Here is a 13,282-nt window from a genome sequence, read left to right on the forward strand (position 1 = left end):
GTTTCAACAATGAGGGCCGCGGAGTATGGGTCCCGGCTCAAGGCCGGGACGACACATATTGAGTCTGCGACCTAATTCTTCTGCCCGTAATTCAACAACCCGCCCTTGCTCTTTGCCGGATGGGCGCGCAGGCCTTCCTCGTTGGGTTCGGTGCCCCAGCCCGGCCGATCGGAAATGACAAGGTGGCCGTCGACGATCTCGGGCAGATGGGTAAACAGTTCGTGGTCCCACGCCAGCCGGTCGATGTCGGTTTCCATGATCCGCAAATTCGGTACCGCGGCGCAGAAATGCGCGTTCATCATGGTGCAGAGATGGCCGTAGAAATTATGCGGCGCGACGTTGACCTCGAAATGCTCGGCGGCGGCGGCGATCTTCATCGATTGCCACACCCCGTTCCACGGCGTGTCGATGATCGCGACATCCATTGCCTGTTCGTTGAAGTAGGGCAGGAATTCGCGCAGGCCCAGCAGCGTCTCGCAGGATGAGATCGGATGCGGGCTCTGGCGGCGGATATAGCCCAGCGCCTGCGGATTGAAGGTGTCGATCTCGACCCAGAACATGTCCATATCCTTGATCGCGCGCAGGATCTTCAGATAGCCCTCGGTCTTGGCGTTGAAGTTGAGGTCGAGCAGCAGATCGACATCGGGCCCGGCGCCGTCCCTGATAGCTTCGAGGTGCATGCAGAGATTGCGGATCACCGTGCGATCGACGTTGATCTCCGGCTCGAATGGCGAGCCGAAGCCGGGCCGCCAGCCCTGCGGCTTGCCGTCGGTGTAGACGAAGATGTTGGTCTTTAGCGCAGTGAAGCGCTTTTCGCGGACTTCGCGGCCTATCGACTTGACGCCGTCGAGATCAGTAATCGCGGGCTTGAACCAATCAGGATGATTGATGCGCCAGGTCGCGCAATGCGACCAGTAGACCCGGACGCGGTCGCGAATTTTTCCTCCCAGCAGTTCATAGCAGGGCACGCCGAGCGCCTTCGCCTTGACGTCGAGCAGCGCGTTCTCGATGGCGCCGAGCGCCAGCGCCACCACGCCGCCGGCAGCGGGGCGCGTTGCGGCAAACAGTTCCGCGTAAATCCGCTCGTGCTGAAAGGCGTTCTTGCCGACCACCCGCGCCGACAGCCGCTCGATCGCCGCCGTGACGCCGGGCGCGCCAAAACCCTCGTCATACTCGCTCCAGCCGACGATGCCGTCTTCGGTCATGATCTTGACGAAGTGATAGTTGCGCCAGCCGGCGTCGCAGGAGAGCGTTTCAACGCTTCTGATCTTGGATGATTTGGTCATGATTTCCTGCCCGGCTGTTGTTTTCGTTGACCGATAACAACAACGGATTGGCAGGAGCGTCAATCGCGCCTTGCTCGTCATGCCCGGAACAAGTGTACGGCCCGGCCATGACGGAAAATCTAAGCCGGCCTAAACAGCGTCGGTTGGCGTCGCTCGAATACCTGACGCCCGTTCTTGAAGCCCATCAGCACGTCGGGCAGTTCTGCGATCGCGTTCGGGCCGGTGTCGGTGTCGAGGATGACAAGATCGGCAGGGTTGCCTGGCGCGATGCCGTAATCCCGCAGGTTCATCAGGCGCGCCGGCAAGTCCGTCACCAGATCGAGGCAGGCGTCGAACTCGCTGATTCCGGCGTGGGCGACATTGGCGTAGAAATTGGCCATGCGCAGCAGCGACGCATCGCCGAACGGCGTGAACGGATTGAGCACGTTGTTGGTCGCGACCGAACACAGCACGCCGTTCTCGACCAGCCGGTGCGCCACGGTGAGGCCGCGCGGCGCATTGTGGGTGGCGTCGCGGCCCATCAGATAGAGATCGGTTGCCGGCAGCACGGTGACCGCGACACCGGCCTTCGCCAGCCGTTCGGTCGCAGCCTTCAGCCGGTCGGGCGGCAACGCCGAGAGTTTGGTGGCGTGCCCGATTGCGACACGGCCATGATAGTTGCGCCGCTCGGTTTGCCGGCAGACTTCCTCCAGATGCCACCAGGATGGATCGAGATCGAAGTCGAGATGCAGGTCGACGTCGACGTCGAATTGCTGCGCGAGGTCGAACACTCTTTCGAGATGCGCGTTCGGGTCGGTATCCATATAGGGACAGCCGCCGATCGCTTCGCCGCCGTCGCGCAGTGCCGCGATCAGGAGTTCTTCCGCGCCGGGATCGTTGGTCAGGCCTTCCTGCGGGAACACGCAGATCGACAGATCGATCGCCCAGGCATAGTCGCGCTTCAGTGCCTTGACCGCCTCGAAGCCGCGCAGCGCGATGCGTGGATCGATCTCGACATGCGTGCGCATCCGTGTGGTGCCGTGCACGATGGCGCGTTCGAGCACCCGCGCGCCGCGGGCATAGACGTCCTCGACGGTGAAATCGCGCTTCATGGCGGCAACCGCAGCGATCGCCTCGCCCACGGTGGCATGGTCGTGCCCGCAGCGGCCGAGCAGGCAAGCCTTGTCGAGATGGATGTGGGTGTCGACGAAGCCGGGGAGGGCGAGCTTGCCGCCGATCTCGATTTCGGGTGCGTCGCAGGCCAGATGTGCCTCGATGGCGGCGATCCGCCCCTCCGATACGCCGATATCGACGGGGGTGGCCGAAGCCCGGGTCCGGGCGTTGCGGAAGATCAGGTCGAAGGCGGTTCGCGCGCTCATCAGGACTTTAGCTGTTTCTTGGCTGGTTTGAGGTGAGGGGAGCCTAGCGGAAGAGTGCTTTAGAGGCAGCCCCAGATTGTGTGCAGTTTATAGGCCAAACTGTTCAAAATATGTGCATGCAATTGGAGGCCCCGATTGTAGTATTCTGGGATCAGGAGCAGCCGCCATGTCCATTTCCGCCAAAGCTGAAAAGCGCCCCCTCTCGGATGTCGAAGTGGTCGAAGCCTATCTCACGGCATCGATGATCCCGGATCCGGATGCGGCGGCGGCCTACATGAAGTCGGGCACCATCATCACCTTTACCGGCGGGCGCGAATTCGATCATCCGCGCGGGCCGACCGGCTTCAACGCAGCGCGCTACCGCTGGGTCAAGAAGAAGATGGACCGTTTCGACGTCTGCCCGGGTGCGGACGAGACCGTGGTCTACAGTATCGGCACGCTGTACGGCGAATGGATCGACGGCACGCCATTCGAAGGCAACCGCTATGTCGATCGCTTTGTCGTGAGGGGCGGCCAGATCGTGAAGATGGATGTCTGGAACGACAGCGCGGAACGCATTCTGGTTCAGAGAGGGATTGAGGCGTAGGGCATCCCAGTACTCGTCATGCCCGGGCTTGACCCGGGCATCCACGTCTTCGCTTCAGCTCAACAAGAAAGTCGTGGATGGCCGGGCATAGGCGAGCGTAAGCGACGCCGTCCTTTAGACGGCTATGCCCGGCCATGACGGAAAAACCGATTACCTCGCCCTCACCACCTTCGGCATTTTCACGACGCGCTCGCTCTCGCCCTCATCGGCGTACGGCGCCAGAATATCCAGCAAATCGCGGCCGCGCTGAGGAGCCGGCGCCACCAGGGCCCGGTTCGCCACGGAATCCAGATGGCTGTGCATCAGGCTCATCACCTTGGCCTCGTCACCCTTGACCAGGGCTGCGATAATCGCGCGGTGCTCATTGATCGCGCATTCCGACGAATGCGGGCGGCTGTACAGGGATAGCGTCAGGCAGCAGCGATAGGCGACTTCGCTGACGTAACGCACGAGGATCGGGCTGTTCGTCATCTGCGCGAGCAGGATGTGGAATTCGGTCGCAAGACGAATGGATACCGCATCGGTGCCGTCGCGCGCGCCATCCTCGGCGTCGACGTGGGCGTTCAGCGTCGCGATCTGGGCCTTTGTCAGTTTGCCGGCGAGCTGGCGCACCACCAGCCGTTCGAGCTCGATCCGGATATCAAAGGCGTCGCGGGCTTCTTGCCAGCTCGGTGTCGCCACGACAGCGATCCGGTTGCGGCGAAGTTCGACGAGGCCTTCCGCGGCGAGTTGCCCCAGCGCGTGGCGGGCAATGGTGCGGCTGACGCCGAAGCGTTCGCCGAGCGAATCCTCAGGCAGTTTTGCGCCGGGCTCCAGCGCCTGCTCGATGATGGCGCGGCGAAGCGCGCGGCAGATCACCCCGACCTTGTCGGATGATTCCGCATTCTTGCCGGCCGAGCGAGGCGCCATGAGCGAATCCCTGAAGGAGTGCTTCGAATGCGCCCTCATATCACAAATGGGAGACAATTGAGCGCCTGAATTGCATGCAGTTTGGCGGCCGAATTGCCTAAAAGGAATCCGCTGGTTTGGGCGTCTTTTTGCGATCCCATTGATTCCAAACGCGAGTTTTGCTGGCATCCGGCTTGCATGCACTTCCAGCCATGATGCGCATGCAACCAGATTCGGAATTCTCCGGCGCGCCGGTTTCGGCCCCCGCTGCACCCATCGCGATTGAGCTGTCGGACGCCTCCGTCACCTTCGGCCGTGGCGACCGCGCCGTGCCGGCGCTGTCGAAAACCACGCTTCGGATTGCCGACGGCGAGTTCGTCGCGCTGGTGGGGCCATCCGGCTGCGGCAAGTCCACCATCCTGCGGCTGGCCAGCGGGCTGGTTCAGCCGACCACCGGCGTCGTCATCGTCGGTGGCCGGGAAGTCGCGGCGCGGGCGCTGCGCGTCGGCATGGCGTTCCAGAATCCGACCATGCTGCCCTGGATGACGATCGAGCGGAACATCATGCTGCCGCTCAAGATTGTCGAGCCGTTTCGCTCGCAATTCCGCAAGCTTCGCAAGACCGAATTCCGCGACAAGGCCAATGCGCTGCTGGAGCAGGTCGGCCTCAAGGGCTTTGGCAGCCGTTTTCCCTGGCAGCTCTCCGGCGGCATGCTTCAGCGCGCCAATCTGTGCCGCGCGCTGATCCACGAACCGCGGATGCTGCTGCTCGACGAGCCCTTCGGCGCGCTCGACCAGTTCACGCGCGAGGAACTGTGGTCGATCCTGCAAGAGCTCTGGATGACCCACAAGGCGACCGTGCTGCTGGTGACGCACGATCTGCGCGAGGCTGCATTCCTCGCCAGCCGCATCTGCGTGATGAGCGCGCGGCCCGGCCGCATCGTCGACGACAGCCCGGTCACATTCAGCCGCCCGCGCACGGTGGCGATGACGTTTGAGCCAGATTTCGTGGCGCTGAACCAGAAGCTGCGCACTTTCATCGTCGATGCGCGCAGCGCGCCAGCCGAGGGGGCGACCTGACCATGTCCGCAAGCGATATCAGACAAAAGGCCTGGTCGGCGGCACTCATCGTGCTGTTCTTTGTCGCCTGGGAATTGTTCTGCGTGATGACAGGTATGTCCGACCTAGTGCTGCCGCGGCCGTCGGAGGTTTTTGTTACGCTCTACCAGAAATTCCCGCTGCTGTGGCCGCATATCCTGCAGACGCTGGCGACGACGATGATCGGCTTCGTGCTCGGCGTCGGGCTTGGGGTGGTGCTCGGCGCCGTCATCGGCGTTTCCAAGACGGCATACGACACGGCCTATCCGCTGCTGGTCGGATTCTCGTCGATCCCCAAAGTCGCTGTCGTTCCGATCTTCGTGCTGTGGTTTGGCTCAGGGTCGGTGCCGGCGGTGCTGACCGCGCTGTCGATCTGCTTCTTTCCGATCGTCGTCAATATCGCGACGGGGCTCGCGACCACCGAACCCGAACTCGAAGACGTGCTGAAAGCGCTTGGCGCCAGCAAGCTCGATATCCTCTGGAACGTCGGTCTGCCCCGCACCATGCCGTTCTTCTTTGCGTCATTGAAGGTTGCGATCAGCTACGCCTTTGTCGGCGCGGTTCTCTCCGAGACCGTGGCGTCGAACCGCGGCATCGGCAACGTGATGATGACTGCGTCCTCGAATTTCAACGTGCCGTTGGTATTCGCCGGCCTGTTCGTGCTCGCCGGCCTCGGCGTCGCGCTCTACGTGATCTTTTCGCTGATCGAGGGCCGCGTCACCGGCTGGGCCACCCGCAAGAACGACCTGATCGCGACATGACGATTTCACCAACCGCCATCCAACCCACTCGAGGAGGTTCACGATGTTAACGAAAATAGGCGCCGCGCTGTTGGGAGTAGCTTTGTTCGCAAGCGCCGCGAACGCGCAGGAAACCACCATCAAGTTCACGCTGGGCTGGAAAACCCAAGGCAGCGACGCTGCGTTTTTCTATGCCAAGGACAATGGCTACTTCAAGGAAGAGGGCCTCAACGTCGTGATCGACCAGGGCGAAGGCTCGGGTGCGACGGTGACGCGCATCATGTCGGGCGCCTATGACGCCGGCTTTGGCGACGTCAACGCCATCATCCAGAATGCCTCGACCAAGCCGCAGGACGCGCCTGTGATGGTCTACCAGATCTGGAACCAGCCGCCCTTTGCAATCGTTACGAAGAAGACCAGCGGCATCAACACCATCAAGGATTTCGAAGGCCGCACGCTCGGCGGCGCGCAGGGCACGCCGACCACGCGGCTGCTGCCGGTGTTCGCGCAGAAGAACAAGCTCGAGGGCGAGAAGATCAAGATCTCCAACATGGCGCCGAACCTGCAGGAGCCGATGCTGATCAAGGGCGATATCGACGCGGCGCTGGTGTTCAACATCACCAGCTATTTCAACCTCGTGCTGAACCGCCAGGATCCTGACAAGGACTATAAATGGTTCTCGTTCGGTGACTACGGCCTCGATCTCTATTCCAACGGCCTGATGGTCTCCCGCAAGCTGATCGCGTCCAATCCAAAGGCGGTCGCCGGGCTCGTCCGCGCCGTCAACAAGGGAATGATCGCGGTTGCAAAGGACCAGAACGCCGGCATGAAGGCGGCGCTGAATTACGACAATCTGATCAATGTCGACGTCGAAAAGCGCCGGCTGCAATATTCCTTCGACAAGCTGATCGTCTCGGCCGAGATGAAGGAAATCGGCGTCGGCGACGTCAAGGACGATCGCATGACCCGCGCCATCGGTATCATCGTCGAAGGCTATCAGCTTGCCCGGGCGCCGGCAGCGTCGGAAATATTCTCGCGCGAATTCCTGCCGCCGCGCGCGGAAAGGGAGCTAAAGTATACGGCGAACTAAGCTCGTCATTGCCTGCGACAAACGCGAAGCGTTTGCGCAAGGGAGCGAAGGGACGAAGCAGTCCATCTTTCCCCGCGTGGAAGCATGGATTGCTTCGCTACGCTCGCAATGACGACGGAGTGCTGGAATGCCTATGGAAGTTATCGCCCACAGCCTGTTCTCCGGTCCTGACCGCGGTCTGCTCGAAAACGCCGTGCTGCGGCACGACGGTGGTTTGATCACCTCCATTGATGAGGGAATGCCGCCCGCTACTGGCCCGCGCTCCCTCATCCTTCCGGCCTTCGTCAATGCCCACGACCATGCGCGGCCGACCGCGTCGTCCTTTGGCGCGATCGGGATGCCGCTGGAAAGCTGGATCCTGCGATCCGCGCTCGGCACGCCGGTCGATCCCTATCTCACCGCGGCCTCCGCGCTGGCGCGCTCGGCGCGGGCAGGGTGCGCTTCGATGATGGTGCATTACACGCGGCCGAGCGGGACCATGCCGCTGGTCGACGAAGCCAAGGCGATCGCGCGGGCGGCCTCCGATGTCGGCATTCGCATCGCGTTCGCTCTTGCGGTGCGCGACCAGAATCCAATCGTCTATGGCGATAGTGAGCCAGTACTCTCGGAGTTACCCAGTGACGATCGGAAGACGATCGAGGAATTGTTCGTCCGTGCGCCGATGTCGCCCAAGGCTTATATCGACCTTAGCGATACGATCGCGTCGGCGATCGCTGGCCCCAAGGTCGACGTGCAGTTAGGGCCGGCGGGCGTGCAGTGGTGTTCAAGGCCGTTGCTGGAGGCGGTCGCCGAAAATTCGGCGCTGACCGGCCGCCGGATCCACATGCACCTGCTGGAAACCATCTATCAACGCGCCTGGGCGGATGAGCATTTCCCTGACGGTATCGTTCGCTACCTTCGCGACATCGGCTTCCTGTCGGATCGGCTGACGCTGGCGCATTGCATTCATGCGCGGCAGGATGAAATCGAGATGATCGCCGCGTCCGGAGCGCGCATCGTCACCAATTTCAGTTCCAACATGCATTTGCGCTCGGGCCTCGCGCCGATCGCCGCCGCGCATCAATGCGGCTGCGCCATCGCCGTCGGCGTCGATGGCCTGGCGCTGGACGAGGATGACGACGTGCTGCGCGAGATGCGGCTGGTGCAGATGTTCCACGGCGGTCTCGGCTTCAAGCGAACCTGGACGCCAGCGGAGTTTTTCGGCCTTGCCGTCGCCAACGGCCGCAAGGCGACCGGCGCGCCGGGTACGGGCGCGTTGACGCCCGGCGCTCCGGCAGACTTCGTAACGATCGATCTCGACCGTCTCGATCGCGACCAGATCATGCCGGTCGATCCGATTGAACTGCTGTTCGCGAGAGGCAACGCGTCGCTGTTGCGAGAGGTGGTTGTCGACGGGCGCACGATCGTCAGCGAAGGCCATTGCACCGGTGTCGACCTTCCCGCGATCGAGAAGGAGTTGCGCGGCATCTACCGCGTCAATGCCGGCAAATTCGGAAACTTCCAGCGCGCGTGGCCGCCGCTTTCGGCTTCGCTTCAAAACTGGTTCGAAGCGCAACTGGATTGCAGTTAAGCACTTCGCATCGTTCGCCAATTCCGTATCACGGAAGAAAATTCCGCTTGCATCGACAGGCGGGCAAGGTTTCATGGTCAGCAACAAAAAACTGAACCGGCGCGCGCATGACGCCGGTCGTTTGGCCATGAGGAAGCGTGATGGGCGCGTTGTCGCATCTGCGGATTGTCGAGATCGGAAGCGCTGCGGCGACCAGCTATTGCGCGCGGTTGTTCGCCGATTTCGGTGCGACCGTGCAGAAGATCGAACCGCCGGCGGGTGATCCGCTTCGCCGCACCGCGCCGTTGACGCCGGAAGGTCACAGCGCCTGGTTTGCGTTTCTTAATTTCAACAAGTCGAGCGTGGCGCTCGATTGCAGTGACGCCGACGCTTCATCGCGCCTGACCGAACTGATCGCGGCGTGCGACATTTTGCTCGACGGCCGCGACATCGATGCGGCGAACTGTCCGGCTGTCGATCTCGCAGCGATCAAACAGCGCAACCCCGGCCTTATTCATCTCGACATAAGCTGGTTCGGTCGTGAGGGGCCGTATGCAAAATTCGAAGCGACGGACTCGACGATTCGCGCGTTGAGCGGACTGGTAAAGCTGGTCGGGCCGGTCGAGGGGCCGCCGATGCATGCGCCGGATTTCCAGACCGGCATCTTCGCCGGCCTCTGGGGCTTTATCGCGGCGGCTTCCTCGGTGCTGGGCCGGATGCAGGACGGTCGGGGACGGGCGAACTCCCTGAGCATCTTCGAATCCAGCATCGCGGTGACCGAGTACATCATGTTCGAGTCGTTCGTGCACGGCGACATCATGCGGCGCATGGGGGTTAACAGGTTCTGGCCGACGTTCCCGGCCGGCATCTACGAAACCAAGCAAGGCTGGCTCGGCGTCACCACGGTAACTCCGGCGCAATGGCGGTCGTTTTGCGAGATGCTGGCGCTGCCGGAATTGCGCGACGATCCGGCGCTGTCCTTGGGCGTCGATCGCCTGCAGCATATTGCTGACATCGAGGGCAAGATCGTGCCGCGGCTGAAACAGCGCACCGCGCAGGAATGGTTCGCCGAGAGCCTGCGCCGCAAGATTCCGATCGTGCCGGTACCCGATGTCGGCGACCTCATCGCCGACGAAGAGAAGAAGGCGCGCGGCGCAATCGTGCCGGTTATGATCGGCGACGAAACCGGCTTTACGGCAGGCTCGATGCAACGCTTGACCGGAACACCGCCACGTCGCGGCGGCGCGGTTCCCGATATCGGCGAGCAAATGCTCGGCTGTGCGCATGTCAGCGAGGCTGCGAAACGGGTACCGGTGCCTGCAGAGCAGGGATCAGACCGCCTGCCGCTGGAAGGCATCCGCGTCGTCGATTTCTCGATGGGTTGGGCCGGCCCGATCTGTACGCGCACGCTGGCCGATCTCGGCGCCGACGTCATCAAGATCGAGGCCACGCAATATCCGGATTGGTGGCGCGGGGTGGACCGGCGGCCGGCCTATGTTCTCGAACAGATGTACGAGAAATCGGTGCGCTACTGCATCATGAACCGCAACAAGCGCGGCATCACGCTCGACCTGACGCGTCCGCAGGGCCTCAATCTGGCAAAACGGCTGCTGGCCGATGCCGACGTTGTTGTCGACAATTACTCCGTCGAGGTGTTGCCGAAGCTCGGGCTCGGTTATGAGGTGCTGAGCAAGCTCAATCCAGAGCTTGTCATGATGTCGATGTCGGCCTTCGGCGCCGGCAGCGTGCACCGCGATTGCCGCGCCTATGGCTCGACGCTCGAACAAGGCTCAGGCCTGCCGAGCGTGGTCGGCGATCCCGGCGGCCCGCCTGTGATGAGCCACACCGCGTTCGGCGATGCCGTCGGCGGCTTGAACGGCTGCGCCGCGGTGCTCACGGCGTTGATCCACGCCAAGCTCACCGGCAAGGGCCAGTTCATCGATCTCGCGCAGATCGAATGCATGATGCCGTTTGCGGCGCCCTGGATCATCGCGCATTCGATCGATGGCAAGGAACCGGTCAGGTACGGCAATCGTCATCCGGATTTCGTGCCGCATGGCTGCTTCCCCTGCGCCGGCGCCGACAGCTGGATCGTGGTCGCGGTTTCCAGCGACGCGATGTGGCCAAAACTTGCAAAACTGCTCGGCCGTGCCGATTGGGCCACTGACGCATGGCTGAAGACGGCGGTGGGACGGCGCGCCATCGAGCGCGAGATCGAGGCCGCTATCAAGGCATGGACGTCGGCGCGCGACCCGGAATCGGCGATGAAGGCGTTGCAGGCAGCGGGCATCGCGTCAGGCGTCGTGCGGCTGCCGATGGAACTGCTGCAGGATCCGCAGCTGCATGCGCGCGGTTTCATTCAGGAAGTCGATCGCGCCTTTATCGGAAAACATCCGCAACCCTCGATGCCGTTCCGTGAGGGCGCAAAGCCGTTTCCGATCCGAAGCGCGCCGCCGACGCTCGGCGAACACAATCAGGAAATTCTCGGCGGGCTGCTCGGGCTTTCCGATGCCGAGATCGATCAGCTGGCCCGCGAGGGCATCATTGGAACCGAGATGCTGATGGAGGAACAGCTCGTGAAAGAGAAGAAGCGGGCGGCGGGCTGATGGCAGCGGCCCAGCCGGCACAGCGCGGATCGGAAGTGGTTGCGGGCGGCCCGCAAGCGCTGATGTCGGTGCGCGGCCTCGGCATCCGTTTCAAGACCTCGCACGGCGTCTGGCAGGCGACCCGCAAGATCGATTTCGACATCGCGCCCGGCGAGCGGGTCGGCATCGTCGGCGAAAGCGGCTGCGGCAAGACCATCACCGGTCTTTCGATTCTGCGGCTGTTGCCGAACAACCTTGCCGGGCTCGATGGATCGATCCACTTCGACGGAACCGATCTGGCGTCCTGCAGCACGCGCGAGATGCGGGCGATCCGCGGCCGGCGCATCGCGATGATTTTTCAGGAGCCGATGAGTGCGCTCGATCCGGTGTTCACAGTCGGCCATCAGATCGCCGAGACGCTGCGGGTGCACACCGGCGTCACCAAGGAGGAGGCGAGGGAACGGACGCTCGAGATGCTGCGCCGGGTCGGCATTGCCTCGCCGGAGCGCCGCATCGACGATTATCCGCACCAGCTTTCCGGCGGCATGCGCCAGCGCGTGATGATCGCAGCAAGCCTGATCTGCGGGCCACAACTATTGATCGCGGACGAGCCGACCACGGCACTCGACGTCACCGTCCAGGCGCAGATCCTGGAACTGTTGCGCGACCTCAGCGAGACTTCCAATACGGCGCTGATGCTGATCACGCACGATCTCGGTGTCGTCGCGGAAACCTGCACGCGCATGATTACGATGTATGCGGGCGAGGTGATCGAGGACGCCGCGGTCGATGACGCGCTGGTCCGGCCGCTGCATCCCTATACGTCGGGCCTGTTGCGCTCGTTGCCGCATCTGAGCCCGCGGCACGGCAAGCTGCCGTCGATCCCGGGCCGGGTGCCGTCGATCATGGACATGCCCAATGGCTGCCGTTTCAAGGCACGCTGCGCGCATGCGGTCGCCGGCTGCGAGAAAGAGCAGGCGCTGCTCGACGCCGGCAATGGCCGCAAGGTGCGCTGCTGGCGCTTTCGCGAGCTCGATCTGCCCGGTGCCTTGCAGCACGCTGCGACGGCACCGATCGCAGCGATGGTGGCCAGCCCATGACGCCGCAAGCCGCCAATAATGCCATCGTCTCGGTGCGCGATCTCCAGGTCGGCTTTCAGACCACCGATCGCCGCGCCATTGTGAAGGCGGTCGACGGCGTCAGTTTTGACGTTCGTCGCGGCGAGACCTTTGGCATCATCGGCGAATCCGGATCGGGCAAGACCACGATCGGCCGTGCGCTGGTGTTCCTGCTCAAACCCAGCGGCGGCGCGATCCTGCACAATGGCGTCGATCCGTTGGCGATGCCGCGGCAGCAGTTCCAAAGCCATCGCCGCGACTACCAGATCATCTTCCAGGACCCGAATGCGGCGCTGAACCCACGCATGACGATATTATCGTCGGTGCTGGAGCCGCTCGAACTGGCGCGCGCAGGATCGAAGGCCGAGCGGCTGCAGCGGGCGCATGAGGCGATGGACCGGGTCGGTCTGCCGCAGGACCTCGGCGAGCGCTATCCGCACCAGCTGTCCGGCGGCCAGAAGCAGCGCGTGGTGATTGCCCGGGCGCTCACGCTGCGCCCCAAACTGATCGTCTGTGACGAGGTGGTAGCGGCGCTCGACATGTCGATCCGCGGCGACGTGCTCAATCTGTTCGCCGAACTGCAGCGCGATCTTGGGCTTACATACGTCTTCATCACCCACGATCTCGCCGTGGTGTCCCATATCAGCGAGCGGATCGCGGTGATGTATCTGGGACGTTTCGTCGAGCTAGGCCCGACCGAAAAGGTCTCGGAACGGCCGCTGCACCCCTATACCCAGGCGCTGCTGTCGGCCGAGCCGCGGCCGTTGCCGTCGACCATGCGCGGCAACAATCGCATCGTCCTGCAGGGCGAGATCCCGAGCCCGATCGACCCGCCATCGGGGTGCCGCTTCCGCACCCGCTGCCAGTATGCGCAAGCCGTCTGCGCCGAGAAGACGCCGGACTGGCGCGAGCTGATGCCCGATCACTGGGTCGCTTGCCATTTCGCCGACCGCCCGAATTTTTCACCGAACTAACAGAAGAACCG

11 protein-coding genes are annotated in these 13,282 nt (G+C 63.1%); 8 read left to right on the forward strand and 3 right to left on the reverse strand.

The window, feature by feature from the left end; all coding sequences use genetic code 11:
* Positions 1-71: 71 nt before the first annotated feature.
* Both JQ600_RS02895 and JQ600_RS02900 read right to left on the reverse strand, forming a co-directional pair.
* The gene (locus JQ600_RS02895) at positions 72-1,286 is read right to left on the reverse strand and encodes a mandelate racemase/muconate lactonizing enzyme family protein (RefSeq protein ID WP_212265130.1); all 1,215 of its coding nucleotides are present in this window, start codon (positions 1,284-1,286) and stop codon (positions 72-74) included.
* Positions 1,287-1,405: 119 nt separating this feature from the next.
* Positions 1,406-2,644, reverse strand: a complete 1,239-nt coding sequence (locus JQ600_RS02900) for an amidohydrolase family protein (protein WP_212389056.1) — start codon at positions 2,642-2,644, stop codon at positions 1,406-1,408.
* 166 nt (positions 2,645-2,810) lie between these two features.
* Here JQ600_RS02900 and JQ600_RS02905 point away from each other — a divergent pair, with 166 nt between their 5' ends.
* Entirely contained in the window at positions 2,811-3,230 is a 420-nt protein-coding gene (locus JQ600_RS02905; RefSeq protein WP_212389057.1) for a nuclear transport factor 2 family protein, read from the forward strand.
* A 150-nt stretch (positions 3,231-3,380) separates the two neighbouring features.
* On the opposite strand, the gene JQ600_RS02910 is transcribed toward JQ600_RS02905, so the two are convergent.
* Positions 3,381-4,139 carry a GntR family transcriptional regulator gene (locus tag JQ600_RS02910; protein ID WP_212389058.1) on the reverse strand — a complete coding sequence of 253 codons (759 nt, stop codon included), beginning with the start codon at positions 4,137-4,139 and terminating at the stop codon, positions 3,381-3,383.
* Between the two features lie 194 nt (positions 4,140-4,333).
* Here JQ600_RS02910 and JQ600_RS02915 point away from each other — a divergent pair, with 194 nt between their 5' ends.
* The 7 genes from JQ600_RS02915 to JQ600_RS02945 all read left to right on the forward strand — a co-directional run bounded on the left by JQ600_RS02915 (position 4,334) and on the right by JQ600_RS02945 (position 13,271).
* Positions 4,334-5,197, forward strand: a complete 864-nt coding sequence (locus JQ600_RS02915) for an ABC transporter ATP-binding protein (protein ID WP_212389059.1) — start codon at positions 4,334-4,336, stop codon at positions 5,195-5,197.
* 2 nt (positions 5,198-5,199) lie between these two features.
* Positions 5,200-5,976: an ABC transporter permease gene (locus JQ600_RS02920; RefSeq protein ID WP_212389060.1), complete on the forward strand. Its 777-nt coding sequence runs from the start codon at positions 5,200-5,202 to the stop codon at positions 5,974-5,976.
* 43 nt (positions 5,977-6,019) lie between these two features.
* Entirely contained in the window at positions 6,020-7,045 is a 1,026-nt protein-coding gene (locus JQ600_RS02925; protein ID WP_212389061.1) for an ABC transporter substrate-binding protein, read from the forward strand.
* Positions 7,046-7,172: 127 nt separating this feature from the next.
* Positions 7,173-8,615, forward strand: a complete 1,443-nt coding sequence (locus JQ600_RS02930; protein WP_212489670.1) for an amidohydrolase family protein — start codon at positions 7,173-7,175, stop codon at positions 8,613-8,615.
* Positions 8,616-8,755: 140 nt separating this feature from the next.
* On the forward strand, positions 8,756-11,200 hold the full coding sequence (locus tag JQ600_RS02935; protein WP_212389063.1) for a CaiB/BaiF CoA-transferase family protein: 2,445 nt from the start codon (positions 8,756-8,758) through the stop codon (positions 11,198-11,200).
* Positions 11,200-12,279 carry an ABC transporter ATP-binding protein gene (locus JQ600_RS02940; RefSeq protein WP_212265121.1) on the forward strand — a complete coding sequence of 360 codons (1,080 nt, stop codon included), beginning with the start codon at positions 11,200-11,202 and terminating at the stop codon, positions 12,277-12,279. The genes JQ600_RS02935 and JQ600_RS02940 overlap by 1 nt, the downstream gene beginning before the upstream one ends.
* Positions 12,276-13,271, forward strand: a complete 996-nt coding sequence (locus JQ600_RS02945; RefSeq protein WP_212265120.1) for an ABC transporter ATP-binding protein — start codon at positions 12,276-12,278, stop codon at positions 13,269-13,271. The genes JQ600_RS02940 and JQ600_RS02945 overlap by 4 nt, the downstream gene beginning before the upstream one ends.
* Positions 13,272-13,282: the final 11 nt, after the last annotated feature.

The sequence above is a fragment of the Bradyrhizobium sp. AUGA SZCCT0176 genome, assembly GCF_018130145.1.
Lineage (GTDB): Bacteria > Pseudomonadota > Alphaproteobacteria > Rhizobiales > Xanthobacteraceae > Bradyrhizobium.

Bases quoted from the DNA above. Each gene is read 5' to 3' on its own strand.
- JQ600_RS02915 (WP_212389059.1), top strand. From the start codon at position 4,334: ATGCGCATGCAACCAGATTCGGAATTCTCCGGCGCGCCGGTTTCGGCC.
- JQ600_RS02935 (WP_212389063.1), top strand. From the start codon at position 8,756: ATGGGCGCGTTGTCGCATCTGCGGATTGTCGAGATCGGAAGCGCTGCG.
- JQ600_RS02930 (WP_212489670.1), top strand. From the start codon at position 7,173: ATGCCTATGGAAGTTATCGCCCACAGCCTGTTCTCCGGTCCTGACCGC.
- JQ600_RS02905 (WP_212389057.1), top strand. From the start codon at position 2,811: ATGTCCATTTCCGCCAAAGCTGAAAAGCGCCCCCTCTCGGATGTCGAA.
- JQ600_RS02945 (WP_212265120.1), top strand. From the start codon at position 12,276: ATGACGCCGCAAGCCGCCAATAATGCCATCGTCTCGGTGCGCGATCTC.
- JQ600_RS02910 (WP_212389058.1), bottom strand. From the start codon at position 4,139: ATGGCGCCTCGCTCGGCCGGCAAGAATGCGGAATCATCCGACAAGGTC.
- JQ600_RS02900 (WP_212389056.1), bottom strand. From the start codon at position 2,644: ATGAGCGCGCGAACCGCCTTCGACCTGATCTTCCGCAACGCCCGGACC.
- JQ600_RS02925 (WP_212389061.1), top strand. From the start codon at position 6,020: ATGTTAACGAAAATAGGCGCCGCGCTGTTGGGAGTAGCTTTGTTCGCA.
- JQ600_RS02920 (WP_212389060.1), top strand. From the start codon at position 5,200: ATGTCCGCAAGCGATATCAGACAAAAGGCCTGGTCGGCGGCACTCATC.
- JQ600_RS02895 (WP_212265130.1), bottom strand. From the start codon at position 1,286: ATGACCAAATCATCCAAGATCAGAAGCGTTGAAACGCTCTCCTGCGAC.
- JQ600_RS02940 (WP_212265121.1), top strand. From the start codon at position 11,200: ATGGCAGCGGCCCAGCCGGCACAGCGCGGATCGGAAGTGGTTGCGGGC.